The organism is Chryseobacterium sp. MP_3.2 (genome assembly GCF_035984805.1).
In the GTDB taxonomy this organism is placed as follows: Bacteria; Bacteroidota; Bacteroidia; order Flavobacteriales; family Weeksellaceae; genus Kaistella.
Window position 1 is genome coordinate 22,476 of record NZ_JAXCHW010000010.1, and the last position, 22,571, is coordinate 45,046.

Sequence of the window (22,571 nt, forward strand, 5' to 3'; positions counted from 1 at the left end):
AATGGACTAAAAATTTAAGAATAGTCCAGAATAATTAGATAAACTTTTAGGGTACAATTGCAGAAGTTGTTAAGAGTTGACTTGCAAAGAATACAAGAAAAATTTATTTATTAACAATTATTGATAAGTACAGTATATTCTTAGGCTTCAAGCATTTGCAATATTAGTATCTTATGAAATGAACCGCAACTCTGTGTGGTGAAATAATAGTCCTTTTTTTCTCCACTAGTTCGATGCCTACAACAACACTATTCATTTCTTTTATTTAAAAAAAAGGAAGTTATGTAGATAGAATGAGTTGGGGAGGATTGTGGAATTTTAAATGAATTTTAATTTTTAAACTTTCGAATTAATGCTAAATTTGTGAAAGCAAAAAACAAGAAAATTTATGAAGACAATTAACGATTTTGATTTTAAAGATAAAAAAGCTTTGGTTCGTGTAGATTTTAATGTACCACAAAGTGCAGATTTAAAAGTTACCGATAATACGAGAATTCAAGCGGTAAAGCCTACGATAGATAAAATTTTACAAGATGGTGGAAGCGTTATTTTGATGTCGCACTTAGGCAGACCAAAGGGAAAGGTGATGGAAGAGTTCTCTCTAAAGAACATTATACCGGAAATTGAGGATGTTTTAGGATACGAGGTGAAGTTTTGTCCGGATTGTTTGGGAGAAGACGCAGCTAGTATGACAGGTAATTTAAAAGCTGGAGAAATTCTATTATTAGAGAATCTACGTTTCTATGATGAAGAGGAGCAAGGCGACAGAAATTTTGCAGAAAAACTTTCAAAATATGCTGATGCTTATGTTAATGATGCTTTCGGAACTGCTCATCGGGAGCATGCTTCTACAGCAATTATTGCACAATTCTTTCCTTCAACTAAATTCTTCGGTTTATTAATGTCCCAGGAGTTAGAAGCGATTGATAAAGTTTTAAAAAGTGGGGAAAAGCCTATAACTGCAATACTTGGAGGATCCAAAGTTTCCACAAAAATTACTATTATAGAAAATATTCTACCAGCAATTGATCATTTAATTATCGGTGGCGGTATGGCCTTTACTTTTATTAAAGCTTTAGGTGGACAGATAGGAAAGTCTCTATTGGAAGAAGATAAAATGAATTTGGCCTTAGAAATTTTGGAGAAAGCCAAATTGCAGAATGTGAAAGTACATCTACCGGTAGATTCAGTGATAGCTGATGAATTTAGCAATGATGCGGAGATTAAAGAAGTTGATATTTTCGAAATTCCAGAAGAGTGGATGGGATTAGATGCAGGAGGCAGAACCAGAGATCTAAATCATGATGTGATCATGAATTCTAGAACTATTTTATGGAATGGACCGGTAGGTGTTTTTGAAATGCCAAATTTTGCAGGTGGAACCATTGCTTTAGGCGAAAGTATAGCAGAAGCAACTGAATTAGGTGCATTTTCTTTAGTTGGTGGAGGAGACAGTGTAGCTTTTGTTAAAAAGTTCGGTTATGATGAAAAAGTAAGTTATGTTTCAACAGGTGGAGGTGCCATGTTAGAAAGTTTAGAAGGTTTAGAACTTCCAGGAATTAAAGCGATTAATAATTAAAATCAATTTTAAGCGTTAAATTTAAAAGTTTCCAATTGGAAACTTTTTTTTGCAAATAATTTATCATAAGGAGATGAAAAGATTGTTTTTCTGTATAATTTTTAAAAATTTACAAAATGCAACAGTCAGAAACATGCTTATTTTGGAAAAACTATTTTTTTTCTATAATGTATATCAAACTTGAATATTGACCCGTTTTTGATGCCTTTATGTTAGAAATCGCTCCGTAATAGAATCCTTTCAACCAAGAAATTGTATTTTTTTGGTATTTTTCACTCAAAACGGAAATGTAGAAGGAATCGAGTAGGAGCGGTTTTATTTTTTTTATTTTCCACTTTGGAGTGTTCATTAAATTTTCCATCCCTTTTTTCGTAATGTGAAAAATATGTCTTGGTACATCATACGCAGCCCAATATTCTTTGTAATGAATTGCATCGTAAGAAGTAGGGTTCGGAACTGCTATAATGAGCACTCCCTTTGAATTTAATTTTTGATGAAAAAGACGTAGAATTTCGTCTTGATTTTCTATATGTTCAAACACATGCCACAAAGTAATTGCATCTAAACTTCCATTACCAATGGTATTTAAATCACTAATAATTTTTGTTTTTCCTAATTTTTTCTCAGCTGCAGATTTTGCCGCAGCATTAGGTTCAAACCCAAAAGTTTTAAAATCGTCTTCGATAAATTTTAAAAATTGTCCAGCCCCGCATCCATAATCTAAAACTTTTGCATTCTGTGAGCAGACCGTATGCAGTATTCTTTTCTTATATTTTAAATTGAAAGATTGTAAAAATTTGTATAATTTTTCTTTTAAAGAACCTGAATCTTGATGGTGTGAAATATAAGAATCACTTTCATAATATTGATCCAAACTTTCTGGAAGGGGGCTAGTTTTTAAAATGCCGTCAGTGTCTGTCTCTGTGAGGGAAAACACTTCTTGACTTAGGAAATGATCTTTTATTTGCATTTAATAAAGAATATATTGACGAATATATTTTCGTATTTTTTATTTGTTTCACGTGAAACATTTTAGTTATCTTCCTAAAAAAATCAGTAAAACATTAATGTCAGCTGGAGAAACGCCACTTATTCTACCAGCCTGTGCGATCGATTGTGGCTGTATTTTTTGTAGTTTTTGTTTTGCTTCACCACTTAGGGAGTTGATATTGCTATAATCGAAATTTTCAGGAATTTTAATCGTTTCTAACCTATTTAGTTTCGCAACATTTTCTTTTTCCTTCTCAATATAACCTTTATACTTAATATTTATTTCAGCTTGTTCTCTTACTTCAGTAGGAAAATTCGATGTTTTTTCTCGAATAAAATCTATCTCTTCTAATTTTTCCAGAGTCATATTTGGACGTGTAAGAATTTGTGCAGCGCGGTAAGCTTGATCAACTGGAGAAGATTCTATGGAAGCTAAAACTGGGTTGATAAGTCCTGGTTTTAAGGAAGATTCTTTTAGGATATCTTCTAGTTCTGAACTCTGGGAAATTTTCTTTTGCACTTTTCGTAATCGCTCTTCACTTGCCAAACCAAAATTATGGGCTTTTTCGGTGAGTCTTATATCTGCATTATCTTGTCTTAAAAGCAATCTGTATTCTGCACGAGAAGTAAACATTCTATAGGGCTCTTCTGTTCCTTTTGTAATCAAATCATCAATCAAAACTCCAATATAAGCTTCATCACGATTCAGGATGATTTCACCTTTATCACGTACCTTTTGATGTGCGTTAATACCTGCCATCAACCCTTGCCCAGCTGCTTCTTCATAACCTGTAGTCCCATTAATCTGACCTGCAAAAAAGAGGTTTTTAATTAATTTTGTTTCTAAGGTATGATACAGTTGGGTAGGAGGGAAGTAATCATATTCAATAGCGTAACCTGGACGAAATACTTTCGCATTTTCAAAGCCTGGTATATGTTTCATAGCCTTCATCTGAACATCTTCCGGGAGAGAGGAGCTGAATCCATTTACATATATTTCACACGTATTCCAACCTTCTGGTTCTACAAAAAGCTGATGTCTATTACGTTCGGCAAAACGGTTGATTTTATCCTCAATACTTGGACAATATCTTGGACCAGTGCTTTGAATAGTACCATTAAACATGGGGCTTCGACTAAAACCTTCCCTTAAAATATCATGTACAATTTCATTGGTATATACAATGTGACAACTAAGTTGTTTGGTGAGTGGAGGAGTTTCTAGGTAAGAGAATTTTTTTGGGATTTCATCTCCTTTTTGTTCCTCCATTTTTGTGTAATCGAGACTTCTACCGTCAACTCGAGGCGGAGTACCTGTTTTCATTCGTCCAGCTTCAAAACCCAGAGAAACCAATTGTTCGGTAATTCCAAACGCGCGAGGTTCACCCATTCTACCGCCCCCTAACTGCTTATCGCCGACATGAATTAGGCCGTTTAAAAAAGTTCCATTCGTTAGAACCACAGATTTTCCTCTAATCTCCAGACCTAATGAAGTACGAACACCTACAACCTGATGATTTTCTATAATTAGACTCTTGACCATATCCTGGAAAAAATCAAGATTTGGCGTTTTTTCTAAAGCTATACGCCATTCTTGTGCGAACATCATTCTATCATTTTGAGTTCTTGGCGACCACATTGCAGGACCTTTGGAGAGATTTAGCATTTTAAACTGGATGGCTGATTTATCAGCAATGATTGCAGAATAACCACCCATCGCATCAATTTCCCGTACAATCTGTCCTTTTGCAATTCCTCCCATTGCTGGGTTGCAAGACATTTGTCCGATTGTTTGCATGTTCATGGTAATCAAAAGCGTCTGGGACCCAAGATTAGCAGCAGCAGCTGCAGCCTCACACCCAGCGTGACCTGCACCAACCACAATAACGTCATATATTTCGTTTATCATCGTGTATAAAATATTAATAATGTTTCACGTGAAACATCTGCAATTTCTTGTAAAAATGGGATTGAAAATAGAAGTGAAAAGATTTACTAAGTTAATTAGAATTTTGAAAGATAGTAATCTTCCTTATCCCGCATTATTGCAATCTCTTCAGTGCTTTTATCCCCATAACCACATAAGTGGAGAATTCCATGTGCTAAAACCCTCATAAATTCAATTTTAAAGTCTTTATTTAAGGTTGTTGCGTTGTCAGAAATGCGCGGCAAAGATACAAAAATATCTGCGGAGATGGTTTTGCCCTTTACATAGTCAAAGGTGATGACATCTGTGTAGTAATCATGCTGTAAGAAATCTTTATTTACTTGCAGTAAATGTTCATCATCACAAAAAATGTAATTGATTTCTCCTACTTTTTTATCTTCTTCCAATATCAAATTTTTGATCCAATCAGAATTTTTTAAATCAAGAGAAATTTCAGGAATATTTTCGAAAAAAAACTGTATCATATCTCTTAAAACCAATGACCTAAAATGACACTGTAAATAGTTGTTTTAAAATCGAGTGATCTGCTGCCGTTGATTTTAATCTGTCCTACAGGTGATTTGTAACCTGCTGTGAGTCCAATTGAGGAATTGGTCACTTGAAATAAATCATCTACTTTAATATCATTAAATAGATTGGCAAAACTAAGCTGACCTTCTAAAAAATAATTTTTGTAGACATTAAATTGAAGGCTATTGGTTGCAGTAAGTAAATTCTCTGCAGATAACTGACCGAATTCATATCCGCCAAATTTTGCAAAATTCCCCAAATTCTGTTCGAAAATTCCACCAATTCTATATTGGTAGTAGGGAGAAAGATTGTCCCCAATCGTAAATCCACCAAATAATCCCAATCGATACGTGAACCACGAAGTAAACGGAAAGTTAATTTGGGTTGTTATTTTACCTTGAAAGGTTCTGCCTTCTCTATCATCATTCAAAAGATCCAATAATTTTCCTTCCGCATGCAAAAGAATTCCTTTCGTTGGAAAACCTAAATCATCTTGAGTATCACTTTTAATAAATACATAGGAGTTTAAGAGATTTTCTGGTCCCTCATAACTTGGCGCTCCAGTGATTTTCTTTTCGAAATAATCATGACTAAATCCGCCGCCGATGGCATATTTATCTCTCCAAATGGATTGGATGTAGGCTTCATTTCGGAACCAGTTCCATCTTTCTACAATGTTAGAATCTTTATCATTTAATTCCAATTTCATTCCAGAAGCATATACTCCAAACCCAGGAATATACCCATTGTCAATGAAATAATTGAAATAATACCTAGACGTATCTCCTACTACAACATCTAATGAAATGGTAGAGTTTCTAAAAAGTAATCTTTTTGCCGTAGCATTTAAAAGAAGTCCTGTTTTAAAAATTTCATCGTAATGCAGACCAAATTTTAAGAAAAATCGGGTGTCATCTTCAGTGACGATTAATTTAAGATAATTGCCTTCGTCTTCCTGAATAACATCATAATTAATAAGGCTGTAGTTATTAGTGGCATATAGACGGTCTATCATTTTGTTGATAGCACCATACGTTTGTAGAGAAGGAACTTTAAGGTTCATTTTACCTTGAATGTAGTTCTTTCGGAAAATTTTATTATTTTCTACTACTAAACTGTCTATTTTATAAACGTTGGAATAAATAGAATTCATCGGCGCTCTTAAAAACTTATTATCGCGCTTCGGGAGTAGCGAAAGTGGCTCAATGTATTTAATCGCTTCAACGTAACCAGAATCAAGGATCCGCTTTTTTTCGCCGTAACTGGTCGCTCCCAATCCGGTTAAATTGGGTTTTATATTAATATCAGTAAATTGATACTGATTTTTTGTTTCGGTTTGGATTCCGTAATCAATAACTTGATTTAAAATATCCACCGCGCTTAATAGGCTTTTTCTGCTGGCCAAACCTTGACTTAAATCAACGCCAATAACAATATCTATTCCTTTGTCTTTGAGTGGTTTAGATGGGTAGTTTATGGTCATGGCACCATCAATATAAAGGGAATCATTTATTTTAACAGGATCCATTAAAGAGGGAAATGCAGAACTTGCCATAATGGAACTCACCAAATCTCCTTCTTCAAAAATTTTAATTTTTCCCGTTTCCAAATTTGTAGCTACACACATAAATGGTATAGGAAGTTTGGAAAAATCATTTATTGTGGAGACATTTTTAAAAAGCTCCTTCAAAAGGTAGATGTTTTTCTGACCAGTTGATATAGCTTTCGGCAACACATTTACTTTTCCATTTTTTACAGGAACAGTCACAATGTATTTATCCACCGATTTGTTGAAAAAAGTTGCTTCTTCCCGTGTTTTTTCATTGGCAATGATGGAGAAAAAATCTGTATCCATCACTATTTTTTCAATTTCTTTTCCCGTGTATCCCGATGCATATAACCCACCGACGATAGCGCCCATACTGGTTCCAGAGACATAATCAATTTTTACACCCAAGGAATCTAAAACTTTTAAGACGCCAATGTGAGAAAATCCTTTAGCACCACCCCCAGAAAGTGAGAGGCCAATTTTAGCTTTTTGTGGTACAGAAAATCCTTCTTTAACCTGTGCCTTTGTAACCAGGGTTAAGAAAAATACAGCAAATAGAACTATTATTTTATTCATTAATTTTTTACATAAATTCGTTTAACACGCCTCGAAATTGAGGTCAAAACTTCGTAAGGGATTGTTTTACAATAATCAGCAAATTCTTCTAAGCTAGGTTGGGAGTTAAAGATAATAACTTCTTCCCCTTCCACAATCTGGTTTTCATTTTTTAAATCTACCATCATCATGTCCATACAAACATTACCCACGATTGAATACAAATTACCTCTAATACCGACTGTTCCCACACCGTTTCCTATTAATCTGGGGATACCGTCTGCATAACCTACAGGTAAAGTAGCAATTCTTGTAGAAACTTCTGCTTTATAATTTCTACTGTATCCAACAGAATCTCCCGCGCTAATATTCGATATTTGAGAGATTACAGATTTAAATGTCACTGCATTTTGCAATTTTGATTTTATCGCTGCATTAGAGGAAATTCCAATCATCCCAATTCCAATTCTCACCATATCAAATTGATGTTCGGAAAAATTGACGATTCCTGAAGAATTTAAAAGATGCCTCAAAGGTTGATAACCAAGACCAGCGATTAATCGGTCAGACATAGCCGTAAATTCAGTGATCTGTCCTAAAGTATAATTCTTTTCATCTTCAATATCTGAGGTAGCTAAATGGCTAAATATGGAGGCTACTTTTACATCAAGGGTATTCAATAATTGAATGAGGTTGTCGACTTCATTAGACTTAAAACCAAGACGATGCATACCGGTTTCCAACTTGATATGAATGGGATATTTTTTCTGAATTCCTTTCTGTTTAAGTTCTGCCGTAAACAATTCTAAAACTCTAAAACTATAAATTTCTGGCTCCAGTTTGTAATCGATGATAATATTGTAACTGTGCTGCTCCGGATTCATGACCATAATCGGTGTAGAAATTCCATTTTTCCGCAAGTCTACTCCTTCATCTGCGTACGCAACACCCAGATAATCAATGTGATGATGCTGCAGGAATTCTGCAATTTCATAACCTCCCAAACCATAGGAATAAGCTTTTACCATTGCCATCATTTTGGTTTCGGGTTTCAAAACTGATTTATGGACATTAATATTGTGCAAAATTGCATTCAGCTTAATTTCCAATATCGTATCATGTTTCTGTAGCTCCAAATAAGTTTTAACCCGTTCAATTTCGAATTTACGAGCTCCTTTTAATAAAATGAGCTGATTTTCAATCTGGTTAAGTACATGACTTTTAATGAGTTCATCTGTATTTTTAAAGGTGATCGTTTCATCATTAAAAAGATCATGGTATTGTGTGATTTCCGTTCCAATCAAAAAAATCTGATGAAATTTTTGTCTGTTTGTTAATTCCGCAACGTCATGATATAACTTTTCAGAATTTTTTCCCTCTACAAAATCCGTCAAAATGAGCGACTTCTGCGGTTTGTTATATTCGTTAATAAAGTGATACGCAATCTTTAGGGAGTCTAAATCTAAATTATAGGAATCGTTAATGATTAAATTATCTCTCAGACCAGTCACACTTTCAAGCCGCATTTCCACCGATTTCAAATTATTAATTTTCTCAATTATAATTTCCGTACCAATACCCAATTCTTTAAGTAAAGAAATGGTGCACAATGCATTACTCAAAGTGGCTTCATCTCTTTGTTGAATAGGAATTGTAATTAATTCTCCGCAAAAATTTACAACAAGCGGCTCAGTTTTTGTGGCCCAATCATTTTCAAAATGGACGTCATTGGATATTTTTAATCCAAAGGAAATGTGTTTTTTATCTGCATATTTTTGATTCAATTTTTCCGAAACCTCATGATGATCGCCGTTAAAAATAATCACCTTCGAATGTTGAAACAATTTTATTTTCTCTTCGATGAGCTGATCTTCAGAAATAAAATTAGAAGAATGTGCAGCGCCGATGTGGGTTAAAACTCCAATCTCTGGCGAAAAAATTTCTTCTAAAATTTCCATTTCAGATGGTTTGGAAATACCAACTTCAAAAATCCCCAACTCGTGTTTATTGTTTATTTGAAGCAAAGAAAGGGGTAGACCAATTTGTGAATTAAAACTTTTTGGACTTTTTACCGTAATAAATTGATCAAATACGCTTTGATAAAGCCATTCTTTAACAACTGTTTTTCCATTACTGCCAGTAATTCCTATAGTTTTTAAGCTAAATTGTCTCAAATGATAGTGCGCCAGTTGCTGCAAAAATCGTATTGCATTTTCTACGATAATCCAGGTAACTTCAGGAAAACCTGCTAATTTATTTTCAGAAATAATGATTTTAATGCCTTTGTCTACTGCTGATCTAATGTATTTTTCACCAGTATTTTTCTCTGAATTAATTGCTATAAAGGCCGCTTCAATAGATGAAAAAATATTTCGACTGTCAAAATGTATGGTTTTAACCTGCAGGTTCTCTTCTCCAATTAAAGTGGAGTTGGTAATATTTGAAATTTCTTTGGTGGTATAATTCATTGATTATTTCTGTTGAGAAATTCTTCATTGAAAACTTTTCTGCTCACCGCTTCATAACTTTCAGTTTCTCCAAGTTCTACTAAGTCTATACTTGCAGAGATTCTCATAGAATAGTTGGCCAGATTTCCCGTTCGTTTGCAAATGGCGTGAACTTTCGTCACGTATTCTGCGGTCGCCATCAAATTAGGAATGGGCCCAAAGGGACGACCCATAAAATCCATATCTAAACCAGCGATCACTACACGAATTCCACTATTTGCAAGCGTATTCGCGACTTCTACAATGCTTTCATCAAAAAATTGAGCCTCGTCAATTCCTACTACATGACAGTTTGAGCCCAAAAGTAGAATCTCACTGGGACTTTCTACAGGCGTACTTCGAATTTTATTTTGATTGTGAGAAACTACTTCCTCTTCGCCATACCGGGTATCTAATTTCGGTTTAAAAATTTCTACATTTTGACCTGCCATTTCTGCACGGCGAAGTCTACGGATCAATTCTTCCGTTTTTCCTGAAAACATAGAGCCGCAGATGACTTCCATCCAACCGCTCTGTTTTGCGTGATTAATTGTGTTTTCTAAAAACATTTGTTAAATTAGCCGTAATATTTAGAGACCAAAAATAAGGAAATTTAATAAGCTTTATGATGCAAAATATTCAAGATATACAGGATAAAATTTTTTTTGAATCGAAAAGCATTTTGGAAAACCTATCCAAAATAACCACCAAAGAGGAATTGCTCGCAAAACAGGAATTGTTTGCTGAACTTACAGACAGAATTGCATTTTTAAAAATTTTAGAAAAAAATAAAGAAGCATACGAAGACGAGGAGTCAGTTTTTGAGGATGGAGTGAACCACCAACACATCTCCGAAAATCAGTCAAAAAATGGGGGTGTAGCAGATTTCAATCAACCTGAAGAGAGAGTAGAAGAAGAAGTTATGTTTACGAATGAAATCAATGATATTGAAGATCAGTTGGATAACGATATATTAGATGAAATTCCGCAAACGGTTGAACCGGAAACAAGTTCAAATTTAGAAAGCATAAATGTAGAAGGTGAAGATTTAATATCAAAAGAACTTACCTTCGAAATTGACAATGAGCGTCCTGAGGAGTTTGAGCAGCCTAAAAATTCTGATCTAGAAGAGTACGAAGAACGTATTGCAAAAAAAGAACAGGAATTTTTAGAACTAGAAGAAAGACGTAGAAAAATTGTAGAATTTAGCAAATCGGAGCCTATTTCTGACCCTTCCGAGGAGGCAGTTGGAGAGACGCCAAATTCTTCGCCTGCTGTCGAAAGAAAATTTAAATTAGCAAACATCAAAGGTTTAAAAGCCATGAGAAGTATGTTTGAAGATGATCCTTTGGAAAAAATTGAGGAGGAAGAAGCTCTGGAAAAGAAAGAAATAGACGCGGGAAGTTTGCTGAAAACCAATATTTCCACTGAGTTTATGGAAGCGGTGAAGAAAAAACCAGAATTTAGATTGGACTTTAATGACAAGATTGCGTTTACAAAACTTTTGTTCAATGGTGATGAGGCGGATTTAAAGCAAACCATCGAGCAACTTAATTCCTATGAAAATATTGAAGACGCCAGAACGTATCTCAGTGAATTGTACTACAAAAAAGAGTGGAATAAGGTGGATGAGTATGCCCAAAGACTTTGGAATTTAGTAGAAAATAAATTTTTGTAATCCAATCACAATCCCGAATCTTAATAAATTAAAGAAGAGTAAGATAATGCCAGAAAGAATTTCAGATTTTCAAAATATATTTTTTATTGGAGTTGCTGGAGTGGGAATGAGTGCCATTGCGCAATATTTAAAGGGAATCGGGAAAGATGTTTCCGGGAGTGACCGCTATTTTCATCCCAATGAATATAACAAAACTAAGGAACAACTTGAAAATGGAGGCATCCACTGTTTTCTGCAAGATGGTTCTGGTATTAATGAAAGCACTGATTTAATTGTAGTTTCTACCGCCATTGAAGATACCGTTTTCGAAGTTCAAAAAGCTAAACAACTTGGAATTCCCATTATCAGAAGAAGTGAGCTTTTGGCAATGATCGCGAAAAGCAAAAAAACCATCGCTGTTGCTGGAACGTCTGGTAAATCGACCACTTCAGCCATGCTTTACCAAATTTTACTCGATGCGAATTATGAACCCAGTATCATTTCTGGAGCAGGTTTGACGAGCATTATTAAAAGTGGAAAAATTGGAAACGCGGCAGTCGGTAAAGGTGAATGGCTTATTATTGAAGCTGATGAAAGTGATGGTTCTGTAGTACAATATGAACCAGAAGTTGGCTTATTATTAAATGTTGATAAAGACCATCAGGAAATTGATGAACTTATTGATTTATTTACAGTTTTCAAAAATAATTCTAAGAGCTTATTTGTTGTAAATCAATCCAATAGCTTAGCAAAATCGCTGTCAGTCAAATCACAACAAGATTTTGGATTTGATGATAAAAACGCAGGTTATTCCGCTACAAATTTTAAGCAGAAAGGTTTTTCTTTAACTTTTGAAGTACGTAATCAAGAATTTGAAATGAATTCTTTGGGACAACATTCCGTAGAGAATGCCACCGCAGCAATTGCAGTGGCTCATCAAATTGGAATCCCTTTAGAAACGTGTGCGAAAAGTTTGGAGAGGTATGAAGGAATTTATCGCCGCCATCAAATCCTCGGACAAAAAAATGGAGTTTGGGTCATTGATGATTATGCACACAATCCCGCGAAATGTGCAGCTTCCATCAAAGCCTGTCAACCAATTGCAGATAAAGTAATTGCGTGGTTTCAACCGCATGGCTATAAACCAACACGCTTTTTGATAGATGATTTTATTCAAGAAATTGCCGATTCATTAAGATCTCAAGATGAAATATGGATGAGCGAAATTTTTTATGCCGGTGGAACTGCCACGAAAGATATTTCTGCCAATGAATTAGTGCAAGGAATCTTAGAAAAAGGTAAAAAAGCCAGATTCGTGGAAAATCGAAATGATTTATTAGAAGAATTGAAACCAGAATTAACTGAGAATACCGTGCTTCTATTAATGGGTGCGAGAGATCCGAGTTTAGAGGAATTTTGCAAAAACATCTATCAAAATTTATAAATGAGTGGAATTCTATATTTTGTTCCCACCCCAATCGGGAATTTAGAAGACATGACTTTCAGAGCGGTAAAAATTCTGAAAGAGGTTGATTATATATTATGTGAAGATACCCGAACATCGGGTTTTTTATTGAAGCATTATGAAATATCGAAACCGCTAAAATCCTACCACTTGCACAATGAACATCAAACAACGAAGAAAGTTATTGATGATTTGAAGAACGGACAAAATGTAGCCATAATAACTGATGCCGGAACCCCAGGAATTTCAGATCCAGGTTATTTGCTGGCGAAAGCAGTAGCAGATGAAGATTTAGAAATGCAGTGTTTGCCAGGAGCAACAGCATTTGTTCCAGCTCTGGTCGTTTCAGGATTACCAAATAATGAATTTCTTTTTGCAGGATTTTTGCCTCAGAAAAAAGGGCGACAAACCAAACTGAAACAACTCGCGGAGGAAAAGAAAACCATCGTGCTCTATGAAAGTCCACACAAGATTAACACGACTTTAGAACAAATCAAAGAATTTTTCGGGGAAGATACGCGTGCAAGTTTAAGCCGGGAGATTTCCAAAAAATTTGAAGAAACTAAACGCGGAACTATCAATGAGTTAATTGACTTCTCCAAGAGTAAAACTTTAAAAGGAGAAATTGTTTTAATTGTGAATAACGGAATACAAAAGGAAGAAGAAGTTGAAGTTAAAACATCAACCAACAAATATAAAAACTTAGAAAACTAAAAATAAAATGGGATTATTAGACGGGAAAGTGGCCCTTATTACGGGAGCAACACGTGGAATCGGAAAAGGTATTGCCGAAGTTTTTGCGAAAGAAGGGGCACAAGTTGCCTTTACTTACGCAGGAAATGTTGATAAAGCAAAAGCTTTGGAAGAGGAGTTAGGAAAGATTACCAAAGTAAAATCCTACCAATCTGATGCGTCAGATTATGACGCCGCGCAACAATTAGCCGCAGACGTCATCGCGGAATTTGGAAAAATAGATATCCTCATTAACAACGCGGGAATCACTCGTGATAATTTGATGCTTAGAATGTCCAAAGACGATTGGGACACCATCATCAAAGTCAATCTAGATTCGGTCTTTAATCTTACAAAAGCGGTCATCAAGCCCATGATGAAGGCGAGAACGGGATCCATTATCAACATGACTTCTGTGGTTGGGGTGAAAGGAAATGCAGGTCAAGCAAACTATGCGGCTTCAAAAGCAGGGGTGATTGGGTTTTCTAAATCTATCGCTTTGGAATTAGGTTCAAGAAATATTCGTTGCAATGCCGTGGCTCCAGGTTTTATTGAAACCGAAATGACAGCAGCTCTGGACGAAAAAACCGTACAGGGTTGGAGAGATTCCATCCCATTAAAACGCGGTGGACAGCCAGAAGACGTAGCCAATGCATGCGTGTTTTTGGGCAGTGATATGTCAAACTACATTACCGGTCAAGTGCTCAATGTAGACGGCGGAATGTTGACCTAAAATATTTTTTCCTTGAGAAGCGTCAGATTTGGCGCTTCTTTTTTGTCCTCCGTCCCACTTTCCGCTTTATCCTTTTCCCGCTTTTCGGAAAAGGGATGCTTCTGCAAAACGTGGAACGCATTTTGACGATTCAAATTTGAAAATATAAAAGATGAGTCAATTGGGGCTATAAAAAGATTCGTTATTTTTTGAATAAATGAAGAACGTTTTAGTACTATTAATCGCAAATTAGCTGGTATTTTGACCATAGCGGAATATTATTTGTATTCATTGTCACTTTAGAAATCCAAATTTTATGAGTGTTCTATCATTATTTCAAGAAACACGGGCTCAAACGGTTGCGCTCTGCGCACCTTTAGAAATAGAGGATTATGTTCCACAACCTGTAGATTTTGCGAGTCCGCCGAAATGGCATCTTAGTCATTCCACTTGGTTTTTCGAGGAAATGATCCTGAAAAAATTGGTGAAGGAGTACAAAATTTTTAATCCTCATTTTTCCTTTTTATTCAATAGCTACTACCAAACTTTAGGCGAAAGAGCCATTAGAACGGAACGCGGAACCATTACTCGTCCCACCGTAAAAGAAGTGTATGAATACAGAAAATATGTAGATCGACATATCGAAAAATTACTTCAGGAAAACCAAAGTTTGGAGTTAGAGGAATTGATCATTCTCGGATGCAATCATGAGCAACAACATCAGGAACTTTTAATAACAGATTTAAAACATACTTTTTCCTACAATCCAATATATCCAGTCTACAAGGAAGGCTTTAATTTAACCGCACAGAAAAATTCAGCAGAAGGTTGGTTATCCGTAAATGAAGGAATTTATGATATAGGTTTTGAAGGCGAAGGATTTCACTTTGATAATGAAAAAGGGCGTCACAAAGTTTTTCTTCATGATTTTAAAATCTCAAAATCTTTAGTCACCAATAAAGACTATCTAGAATTTATGGAAGCTGGAGGTTATGATCATTTTAAATTATGGCTCGATGAAGGTTGGTCCTGGGTGCAAGAAAATCAGATTAAATCTCCTTTATATTGGAAAAATATCGAGGGAAAATGGCATTCTTATACTTTGGAAGGCTTAAAGCTGATAGAACCAGACCACATTCTCACCCATATTTCTTTTTATGAAGCGCAAGCTTTTGCCACCTGGAAAGGCGCGCGTTTACCCACCGAATTTGAATGGGAAGTTGCTGCAGACCAATTTGATTGGGGGAACAGATGGGAGTGGACCTATTCCGCCTATCTTCCGTATCCCAATTTTCAAATTGCAGAAGGTGCCGTTGGAGAATACAATGGAAAATTCATGGTGAGCACGATGGTTTTAAGAGGATCATCTACAGCCACGGCAAATGGTCATGAAAGAAAAACATATAGAAACTTTTTTCACCCAAAATACAGGTGGCAAATCACTGGAATAAGACTAGCAAAATGACAAAAAACGATACTTTTTTAAAAGATGTCAATGCAGGATTGACGAATTCCCCGAAATTCCTTTCCTCTCATTATTTCTATGACAAAGCGGGTGATGAACTCTTTCAGCAAATCATGAACATGCCCGAATATTATCTCACAAATTCGGAACTAGAGATTTTTCGGGATCAAAGTGAAGAGATAATCGCTTCTCTGAATTTGGATAAGAATGTAGAATTTGAACTCATTGAATTGGGCGCGGGAGACGGTGCAAAAACACAGCATCTTTTAAAAGCCTTACGGGAAAATAACTATAATTTTAAATTCATTCCCGTAGATATTTCCCAAAATAGTCTTGATGTTATTAGCGGCCGTTTTGAAAATCTTTTTCCAAATTTAGAAATCGATCCTAAACAAGGTGACTATTTTCAGGTTCTTGATCAATTATTTCTCTCAGACAAGCCGAAAGTGATACTATTTATCGGGTCAAATCTAGGAAATATGGAAGATCAAATCGCCACCAATTTCTTAGAGAAAATTGCACAACATCTGAAACACGGCGAGAAATTAATTTTAGGCGTTGATTTAAAAAAATCCGCAGAAATTGTTTTGCCCGCTTACCATGATGCAGCTGGAATTACACGGGATTTCAATCTCAATCTTTTGAAAAGAATGAACAGAGAATTGGATGCAGATTTTAATCTTGAGCTATTTGAGCATGCCCCAGAATATACAGAAGAAGAGGGAATTGCGAAGAGTTATTTAAAAAGTACAATCAAACAAGAAGTTCACGTTAAGGAGCTCAACAAAACCTTTCACTTTGAAAAAGATGAATTGATTCACACAGAAATCTCTCGAAAATACGACGATAAAATTTTAGGTTCGATATTGAATAATTCAGGCTTAAAAATTTCCTCGAAGTTTTTGGACACCAAAAAATATTTTGCAGATTATATTCTTACTAAAAAATGAATGTAGAACAGCCTGTAAAAGGCATTTTAGGATTAGGATTTGAATCAACGCATTATTACGTAAAAGAAATTCAAAAGAAATTCAAAGAGGACAACTCAGAATTTTCAACTTATCCTTATCTCATGTATCAGATTGATTGTCAGGAAATAAACCCTTTTTTGCCCAATCAATTTGAAATTCTAATACCCAAACTTCAGGAACTTATAAATCACATCAGATCGATCGGGATCAAAAAATTATTAGTGCCAAATATTACGCTGCATGAAACTTTAGACCAAGTAAATCTTCCTTTGGAAATTTTTCATCCTGTGCAATTGGGAATCGACTATTTAAAAGAAAAGTCAATTATAGAAGTATTTATTTTTGGGACAAATTATACGATGAACTCGGCCTACCTTAGAATTCGTTTTTTAGAAAAAGGCATCATTTTAAAATTGCCAGAAAAAGATGATCAAGATTGGATTGATAATTTTCGAAAAACAGTTTTTAATAAGGCAGAAACACCGGAAGAAATCAGTGTATTTCAAAGTCTAATTAAAACGTATGCCTCAAAAAATCCTGTGATGATTGCGTGTACTGAACTTTCTCTCTATTCTCTTAAAGAGGTGAATATATGCATTGATTTAGCACATCTCCAAATTGAAGCTTTTTTAAAGTCCTAAATTTTATATAAAAATAATTATAATTTGTTTCCGTGAAAAGGGCAATAGAGGTAATTTCCGGGAAATTTGATTTGATCTATACTGCAGGTTTTCTCTTCCATTAAACTAACCAAAGGCAAGGTCCATTTAAATAAATCAGCTCCAACTTTCGTTCGTAATTCACCTTTTTTGGTGGGATCAAGCAACTTTTGTCCCGTTGAATTTCTATTTTTGTAAATAAAAACTTCTACACCGGTTCCCGTTTTTCCTAACATCTGTCCAAAAAGAGGTTTTAAAATATCATTAATCATTCGAACAACCATTTCATCAATCTCACTTTCTTTCAGCGGGGGAACTTTTGCCGATTTCTCATCCAAAAGCGCGAATGAATTTTTAATGTTGTTCACCTTAAATTCTAAGCCGGTAAAACTTTGTTCCAAAGAAAAATCTCCCGCTACAATGATGGTGTACGGATCAAAGGCATCTTTAATATAATCTACTTGCGCTTGTGTAATATTGTCCTGTTTTTGCATCGCAATTTGCCAATATTCGGTGGGAATCCACCACACTAATTTCATAGAGCTATTGCTCTGTTTAACTTGTTGAATTTCTTGAATAATTTTTTCGCTTTCTTGTCTTTCTTGCGAGAAGACAAAAATGGTAAAGAGAACCGAGGTTAAAACGAGTATTTTTTTCATAGAGAAGAGAATGAAATTATTCCTAAATTTTAGCTACCAAAGACCTGATTTTCTTGTTCCAAAACACGGATGAATGTTGTTCTTTTTGAAAGCTCCCGCAATTGAGAAGCTCCAACATAAGTACACGTGGAGCGAACGCCGCCTAAAATATCTTTTACCGTATCTGAAACATTTCCTTTAAAAGAAACTTTTACGGTCTTTCCCTCGGAAGCTCGGTATTCTGCAACTCCGCCAGAATGTTTATCCATGGCGGTTTGGGAACTCATGCCGTAAAAAAGTTTGAATTTTTTTCCGTTTTCTTCCACCATTTCGCCGCCACTTTCTTCATGACCCGCAAACATGCCGCCCAACATCACGAAATCTGCACCGCCGCCGAAAGCTTTTGCTACATCGCCCGGAATTTTGCATCCACCGTCCGAAATAATATGTCCACCAAGTCCATGCGCTGCATCTGCACATTCAATAATCGCAGAAAGTTGGGGGTAACCAACACCCGTTTTAATGCGCGTGGTACAAACAGAACCGGGTCCGATTCCAACTTTAATAATGTCGGCACCTGCTAAAATCAATTCTTCCACCATTTCGCCGGTTACCACATTTCCCGCGATGATGGTTTTATCTGGAAACTGTTGACGAATTTTCTTTACAAAATCTACAAAGTGTTCCGAATAGCCATTGGCAACATCGATGCAGAGGAAGTTGATTTGTGGATGCGCGGTTACAATTTGTTGAATTTTCTCTTCATCACTTTTCCCAATTCCGGTACTTAATGCGATATAATCAAAAATGGAATCGTCTTGATTTTTGAGAAATTCGCTCCAGTCTTCCAAGGTGTAATGCTTGTGAATCGCGGTGATAATGTTGTGTTTCGCAAGTGCTGCTGCCATTTCAAAAGTTCCTACCGTGTCCATATTTGCAGCGATAATCGGCACTCCGCTCCACTTTTTCTTAGAATTTACAAAACTGAAGTTTCTTTCTAAACTAACCTGAGAACGTGATTTGAGGGTAGATCTTTTTGGACGAATCATCACGTCTTTGAAACCTAATTTCACTTCGTTTTCTATGCGCATCTTACAATTTTTTTAAGGGATATTTTAAGAAAGTATTTTTTCTAAATCTTTCAGATATTCATGAGCGGTTAAGTCAAATTTAACAGGAACTACAGAGATATAACCTTCTGTCAAAGCAGTTTCATCAGCATCATCTCCTGTATCCATATTATTGAAGTATCCAGAAAGCCAGTAATATTTTTTTCCATGTGGATTAATTCTTTCATCAAAATTTTCTTCCCATTTCGCGTTGGCTTGTCTGCAAACCTTCACGCCTTTTATTTCATCTTTCAAAAGTTTAGGGATGTTTACATTGAGCACTATTCCTTTGGGTAAAGGATTCTCTAAAATTTTCTTTACAATGTTCTGAATATATTCTTTGGCCTGAGAAAAATCTGCATCCCAAGAAAAATCCAAGAGAGAAAATCCGATGGCTTGCAAACCTTCCACACCCGCTTCTACGGCAGCGCTCATGGTACCAGAATAGATGACGTTAATTGACGAATTGGCGCCATGATTAATTCCTGAAACTACGATATCTGGTTTTCTGGTTAAAATTTTATCCAAAGCAAATTTCACACAGTCCACGGGAGTTCCACTTAACGAATAATCTTTCTGCGGCCCTTCTAAACTAATTTCTTCAAAAGTGAGCGTGGCGTTAATGGTAATCGCATGACCTTTACCAGATTGGGGAGAATTTGGAGCGACTACAATTACCTCTCCAATTTCATTCATAAATTCTACGAGATTTCTAATTCCTGGCGCGGTAATTCCGTCGTCATTGGTTACTAATATCAAGGGTTTTTGCATACAATAAGTTGGTTTCCCACAAATTTACTTTAAAAAATAGTGCACAGATATAAATAAGGTATTAATTTTGATACTTGCTTAAATTCTGTAACAAAACAGGAAAATTTTTAACAAATTAGTTATTAAATATTTATATGTTCAAAAGATTAAAACTCAATACATTATTGCTTTTCATTCCGCTTACCAGTTTGGTGTTCTGCTTTAATACACCGAAAAATGATGACGAAAAAATGTCTACCATCATGGTAAGTGTAAAAAATACACTTAGTTATTTACACTATTCTCCGAAGCCGATCAATGACGCCTTTTCTCAGGAAGTTTATAATCATTATTTTGAAATGGTAGATTCTTCTAAGCGTTATTTTATGCAATCGGACATGGAAGAATTTGCGAAACACAAAACCAAATTAGATGATTACCTGAATCAAGGTGATCTTACTTTCTATAAATTAACGATAGATCGTTTGTACCAAAGGGTAGACGAAATTAATAAAGTAACGCAAGATATTTTAAGCAAGCCCATTAATTTAGAAGAGGATGAAACTTTTATTCTAGAGCCAAAAATCAAGAATAATCCGGGAAGTGCGAAAGAAATGCGTGATGAATGGAGAAAATACATCAAGTATAATATTCTGCAGGAAATGGAATCATTAACTGCGAAAGAAGAAATACAGAAAGAGAAAAAAGATTCTGTACAGAAATTTAAGCTGAAGGATACCATCAAACTTGAAATTCTTAGTCAAGATGAGAAAAGGGTGAAAGCTACGGCTGAAGTGAAAGATTTGGTGACAGATACCTTTAGAAGATTTAAGAAAAGAAATAAAATGGATTGGTTTACCGTCTATATGAACTCTTATACAGAAGTTTTTGATCCACACACCAATTATTACTCTCCGAAAAATAAAGAGGATTTCGATACGCAGTTCAAAGGAAAAGTAATCGGTATTGGCGCAATTATTCAAGAGAAAAAAGGAAACTTATATTTAGGTGCATTAACGATTGGCGCACCTGCCTGGAAATCCAAAGAACTTACGGAAGGTGACAAAATCTTAAAAGTAAGATCTAAACCGAATGAAGAAACCGTAAATGTTGTTGGAATGCTTTCTGACGAAGCTGTGCGACTGATTCGCGGAGAAAAAGGAACTAAAGTGACTTTAACGGTAGAGAAAAAAGATAAATCGGTTAAAGATGTGACGATGATTCGGGAAGAAGTAGCCATTGAAGACACCTTTGCCAGAAGTATTATTGTCAATTCACCAAAAGGTAAAAAATATGGGCTCATCAGTTTGCCAAGTTTTAATGCCGATTTTGAAGATGCGAAAGGAAGAAATGCTTCAGACGACATTAAAAACGAATTGATTAAACTAAAAGCACAAAATGTAGAAGGTGTTATTTTAGACCTGAGAAATAACGGCGGCGGAAGTTTAACAGAAGTTGGCGATATCATGGGATTATTTATGAATGCTGGAGCTTACGTACAAGTAAAAAGCGGCGATGGAAAAATAAATACGCTTAGAAATAAAACAAATACCCCTCTTTGGACGGGTCCTTTGGTAATTATGCAGAATGAACTTTCTGCTTCAGCCTCAGAGATTTTAGCGGGAGCGATGCAAGATTATGGAAGAGGATTAACCATCGGATCACCACAATCTTTTGGAAAAGGAACAGTTCAGACCTTTGTAGATTTAAATCGATTTTTAAATACAAATGATGATTTTGGCTCTCTAAAATTGACCATTCAAAAATTTTACAGAGTTTCCGGCGAATCTACGCAGAGAAAAGGAATAGAATCTGATATTAAAATGAATGATTTTTTCACCTATATTGAAGTAGGCGAGCGGTATGATGATTATGCTTTGGCTTGGGATAAAATTCCAGCGGTAAGTTATACTCCGGTTAATTATTTCTCCTTGAAAGCGCTGGAAGCGGAAACAAAAGGGCGTTTAGAAACAAATAAAAATTATCAGCTCATTCAGGAATCTGCACAATGGAAAGAAAATTTGGATAAAGAGGAAACCATTTCTCTGCAGCAAGATAAATTTAATGAAGTGATGAAGGTGCGTAAAGCCCAAATTAAGAAATTTAAAGTGTTGGATAAATTCAATAATGGATTGAAATTTACTTTAAATACAGATGAAGTACTGCGGGAAAAAACTGACGAAGCCTTCAGTAAGAAAACTGAAAACTGGCGCAAGAATTTGCAGCGAGATCTTTATCTGCAAGAGGCCGTAAATGTAGTAGCTTCCATGAAATAGAAACACTCAAATCAGCATAAAACCATCGGAAATCCCGATGGTTTTTTTTATTTTGTACCAGTCAGCAAGTTAAATCTACGGTTCAGTAGAAAATTGTTGAAAACATTTGAGGCAGAGAATACCTTTACTCCATCAAATAACAACAAACAAATACACATCTCATGGAAACGCACCATTTTAATCAGGAAGAAAGATTTTCACAAGCGCAAAAAAGAGTAAAAAGTATAAAAGGATTTTATGTTCACGCGACTATTTATTTGGCCGTAAATGCGATCATCATTGCAGGATGCGCTGTTGATAATGTAAGCAGTTTATTAACTTCTAAACCTTACATGACGGCATTGTTCTGGGGGATCGGTTTGGCTGTACACGGAATGTCAGTTTTTGGACAAGACTTTATCTTAGGCAAAAATTGGGAAGAAAAAGAAATTCAAAAAATATTGCGTAAATAATTTTCAGGCTTTAATTTATAATTAAATTTACCCTACAGAAGCGCTCGCTTCGACAAGAATTTTTTAGA

The 22,571-nt window shown here is 35.4% G+C and carries 19 protein-coding genes; 10 read left to right on the forward strand and 9 right to left on the reverse strand.

Going from position 1 to position 22,571, the window contains the following annotated elements; translation table 11 throughout:
• The first annotated feature begins 388 nt into the window (after positions 1–388).
• Entirely contained in the window at positions 389–1,579 is a 1,191-nt protein-coding gene (locus RCH13_RS11500; protein WP_326987391.1) for a phosphoglycerate kinase, read from the forward strand.
• 151 nt (positions 1,580–1,730) lie between these two features.
• Here the strand turns inward: RCH13_RS11500 and RCH13_RS11505 are convergent, their stop codons facing one another.
• The 6 genes from RCH13_RS11505 to RCH13_RS11530 form a co-directional block, all read right to left on the reverse strand.
• Positions 1,731–2,549 carry a class I SAM-dependent methyltransferase gene (locus tag RCH13_RS11505; RefSeq protein WP_326987392.1) on the reverse strand — a complete coding sequence of 273 codons (819 nt, stop codon included), beginning with the start codon at positions 2,547–2,549 and terminating at the stop codon, positions 1,731–1,733.
• Positions 2,550–2,615: 66 nt separating this feature from the next.
• Complete coding sequence (mnmG, locus tag RCH13_RS11510; RefSeq protein ID WP_326987393.1) at positions 2,616–4,478, reverse strand: tRNA uridine-5-carboxymethylaminomethyl(34) synthesis enzyme MnmG; 1,863 nt, start codon at positions 4,476–4,478, stop codon at positions 2,616–2,618.
• 95 nt (positions 4,479–4,573) lie between these two features.
• Positions 4,574–4,981 carry an rRNA maturation RNase YbeY gene (gene ybeY, locus RCH13_RS11515; protein WP_326987394.1) on the reverse strand — a complete coding sequence of 136 codons (408 nt, stop codon included), beginning with the start codon at positions 4,979–4,981 and terminating at the stop codon, positions 4,574–4,576.
• 5 nt (positions 4,982–4,986) lie between these two features.
• The gene (locus RCH13_RS11520) at positions 4,987–7,152 is read right to left on the reverse strand and encodes a patatin-like phospholipase family protein (protein WP_326987395.1); all 2,166 of its coding nucleotides are present in this window, start codon (positions 7,150–7,152) and stop codon (positions 4,987–4,989) included.
• Entirely contained in the window at positions 7,152–9,599 is a 2,448-nt protein-coding gene (locus tag RCH13_RS11525) for a bifunctional UDP-N-acetylmuramoyl-tripeptide:D-alanyl-D-alanine ligase/alanine racemase (protein ID WP_326987396.1), read from the reverse strand. The genes RCH13_RS11520 and RCH13_RS11525 overlap by 1 nt, the downstream gene beginning before the upstream one ends.
• Positions 9,596–10,186, reverse strand: a complete 591-nt coding sequence (locus tag RCH13_RS11530; protein WP_326987397.1) for a thymidine kinase — start codon at positions 10,184–10,186, stop codon at positions 9,596–9,598. Before RCH13_RS11530 ends, RCH13_RS11525 begins: the two co-directional genes overlap by 4 nt.
• Before the next feature lie 113 nt (positions 10,187–10,299).
• Here RCH13_RS11530 and RCH13_RS11535 point away from each other — a divergent pair, with 113 nt between their 5' ends.
• The 7 genes from RCH13_RS11535 to RCH13_RS11565 all read left to right on the forward strand — a co-directional run bounded on the left by RCH13_RS11535 (position 10,300) and on the right by RCH13_RS11565 (position 17,260).
• Positions 10,300–11,295, forward strand: a complete 996-nt coding sequence (locus RCH13_RS11535) for a hypothetical protein (RefSeq protein WP_326987398.1) — start codon at positions 10,300–10,302, stop codon at positions 11,293–11,295.
• Between the two features lie 46 nt (positions 11,296–11,341).
• Positions 11,342–12,718 (forward strand): UDP-N-acetylmuramate--L-alanine ligase, encoded by a 1,377-nt coding sequence (locus tag RCH13_RS11540; protein WP_326987399.1) that lies wholly within the window; start codon positions 11,342–11,344, stop codon positions 12,716–12,718.
• Positions 12,719–13,453 carry a 16S rRNA (cytidine(1402)-2'-O)-methyltransferase gene (gene rsmI / locus RCH13_RS11545; protein ID WP_326987400.1) on the forward strand — a complete coding sequence of 245 codons (735 nt, stop codon included), beginning with the start codon at positions 12,719–12,721 and terminating at the stop codon, positions 13,451–13,453.
• 7 nt (positions 13,454–13,460) lie between these two features.
• Positions 13,461–14,204: a 3-oxoacyl-[acyl-carrier-protein] reductase gene (gene fabG, locus RCH13_RS11550; RefSeq protein ID WP_326987401.1), complete on the forward strand. Its 744-nt coding sequence runs from the start codon at positions 13,461–13,463 to the stop codon at positions 14,202–14,204.
• Between the two features lie 295 nt (positions 14,205–14,499).
• Positions 14,500–15,648, forward strand: coding sequence for an ergothioneine biosynthesis protein EgtB (egtB, locus tag RCH13_RS11555; protein ID WP_326987402.1), 1,149 nt, complete (start codon positions 14,500–14,502; stop codon positions 15,646–15,648).
• Complete coding sequence (locus RCH13_RS11560) at positions 15,645–16,598, forward strand: L-histidine N(alpha)-methyltransferase (RefSeq protein WP_326987403.1); 954 nt, start codon at positions 15,645–15,647, stop codon at positions 16,596–16,598. Before egtB ends, RCH13_RS11560 begins: the two co-directional genes overlap by 4 nt.
• The gene (locus RCH13_RS11565; protein ID WP_326987404.1) at positions 16,595–17,260 is read left to right on the forward strand and encodes a hypothetical protein; all 666 of its coding nucleotides are present in this window, start codon (positions 16,595–16,597) and stop codon (positions 17,258–17,260) included. The genes RCH13_RS11560 and RCH13_RS11565 overlap by 4 nt, the downstream gene beginning before the upstream one ends.
• 17 nt (positions 17,261–17,277) lie before the next feature.
• Here the strand turns inward: RCH13_RS11565 and RCH13_RS11570 are convergent, their stop codons facing one another.
• The 3 genes from RCH13_RS11570 to surE are packed head-to-tail and all read right to left on the reverse strand — an operon-like array spanning position 17,278 to position 19,796.
• Positions 17,278–17,937: a hypothetical protein gene (locus RCH13_RS11570; RefSeq protein ID WP_326987405.1), complete on the reverse strand. Its 660-nt coding sequence runs from the start codon at positions 17,935–17,937 to the stop codon at positions 17,278–17,280.
• A 29-nt stretch (positions 17,938–17,966) separates the two neighbouring features.
• The gene (locus RCH13_RS11575; protein WP_326987406.1) at positions 17,967–19,007 is read right to left on the reverse strand and encodes a GMP reductase; all 1,041 of its coding nucleotides are present in this window, start codon (positions 19,005–19,007) and stop codon (positions 17,967–17,969) included.
• A gap of 24 nt (positions 19,008–19,031) precedes the next feature.
• On the reverse strand, positions 19,032–19,796 hold the full coding sequence (gene surE, locus RCH13_RS11580) for a 5'/3'-nucleotidase SurE (protein WP_326987407.1): 765 nt from the start codon (positions 19,794–19,796) through the stop codon (positions 19,032–19,034).
• 134 nt (positions 19,797–19,930) lie between these two features.
• Here surE and RCH13_RS11585 point away from each other — a divergent pair, with 134 nt between their 5' ends.
• On the forward strand, positions 19,931–22,051 hold the full coding sequence (locus tag RCH13_RS11585; RefSeq protein WP_326987408.1) for a carboxy terminal-processing peptidase: 2,121 nt from the start codon (positions 19,931–19,933) through the stop codon (positions 22,049–22,051).
• 161 nt (positions 22,052–22,212) lie between these two features.
• Entirely contained in the window at positions 22,213–22,503 is a 291-nt protein-coding gene (locus tag RCH13_RS11590; RefSeq protein ID WP_326987409.1) for a 2TM domain-containing protein, read from the forward strand.
• The last annotated feature ends 68 nt before the right edge of the window (positions 22,504–22,571 follow it).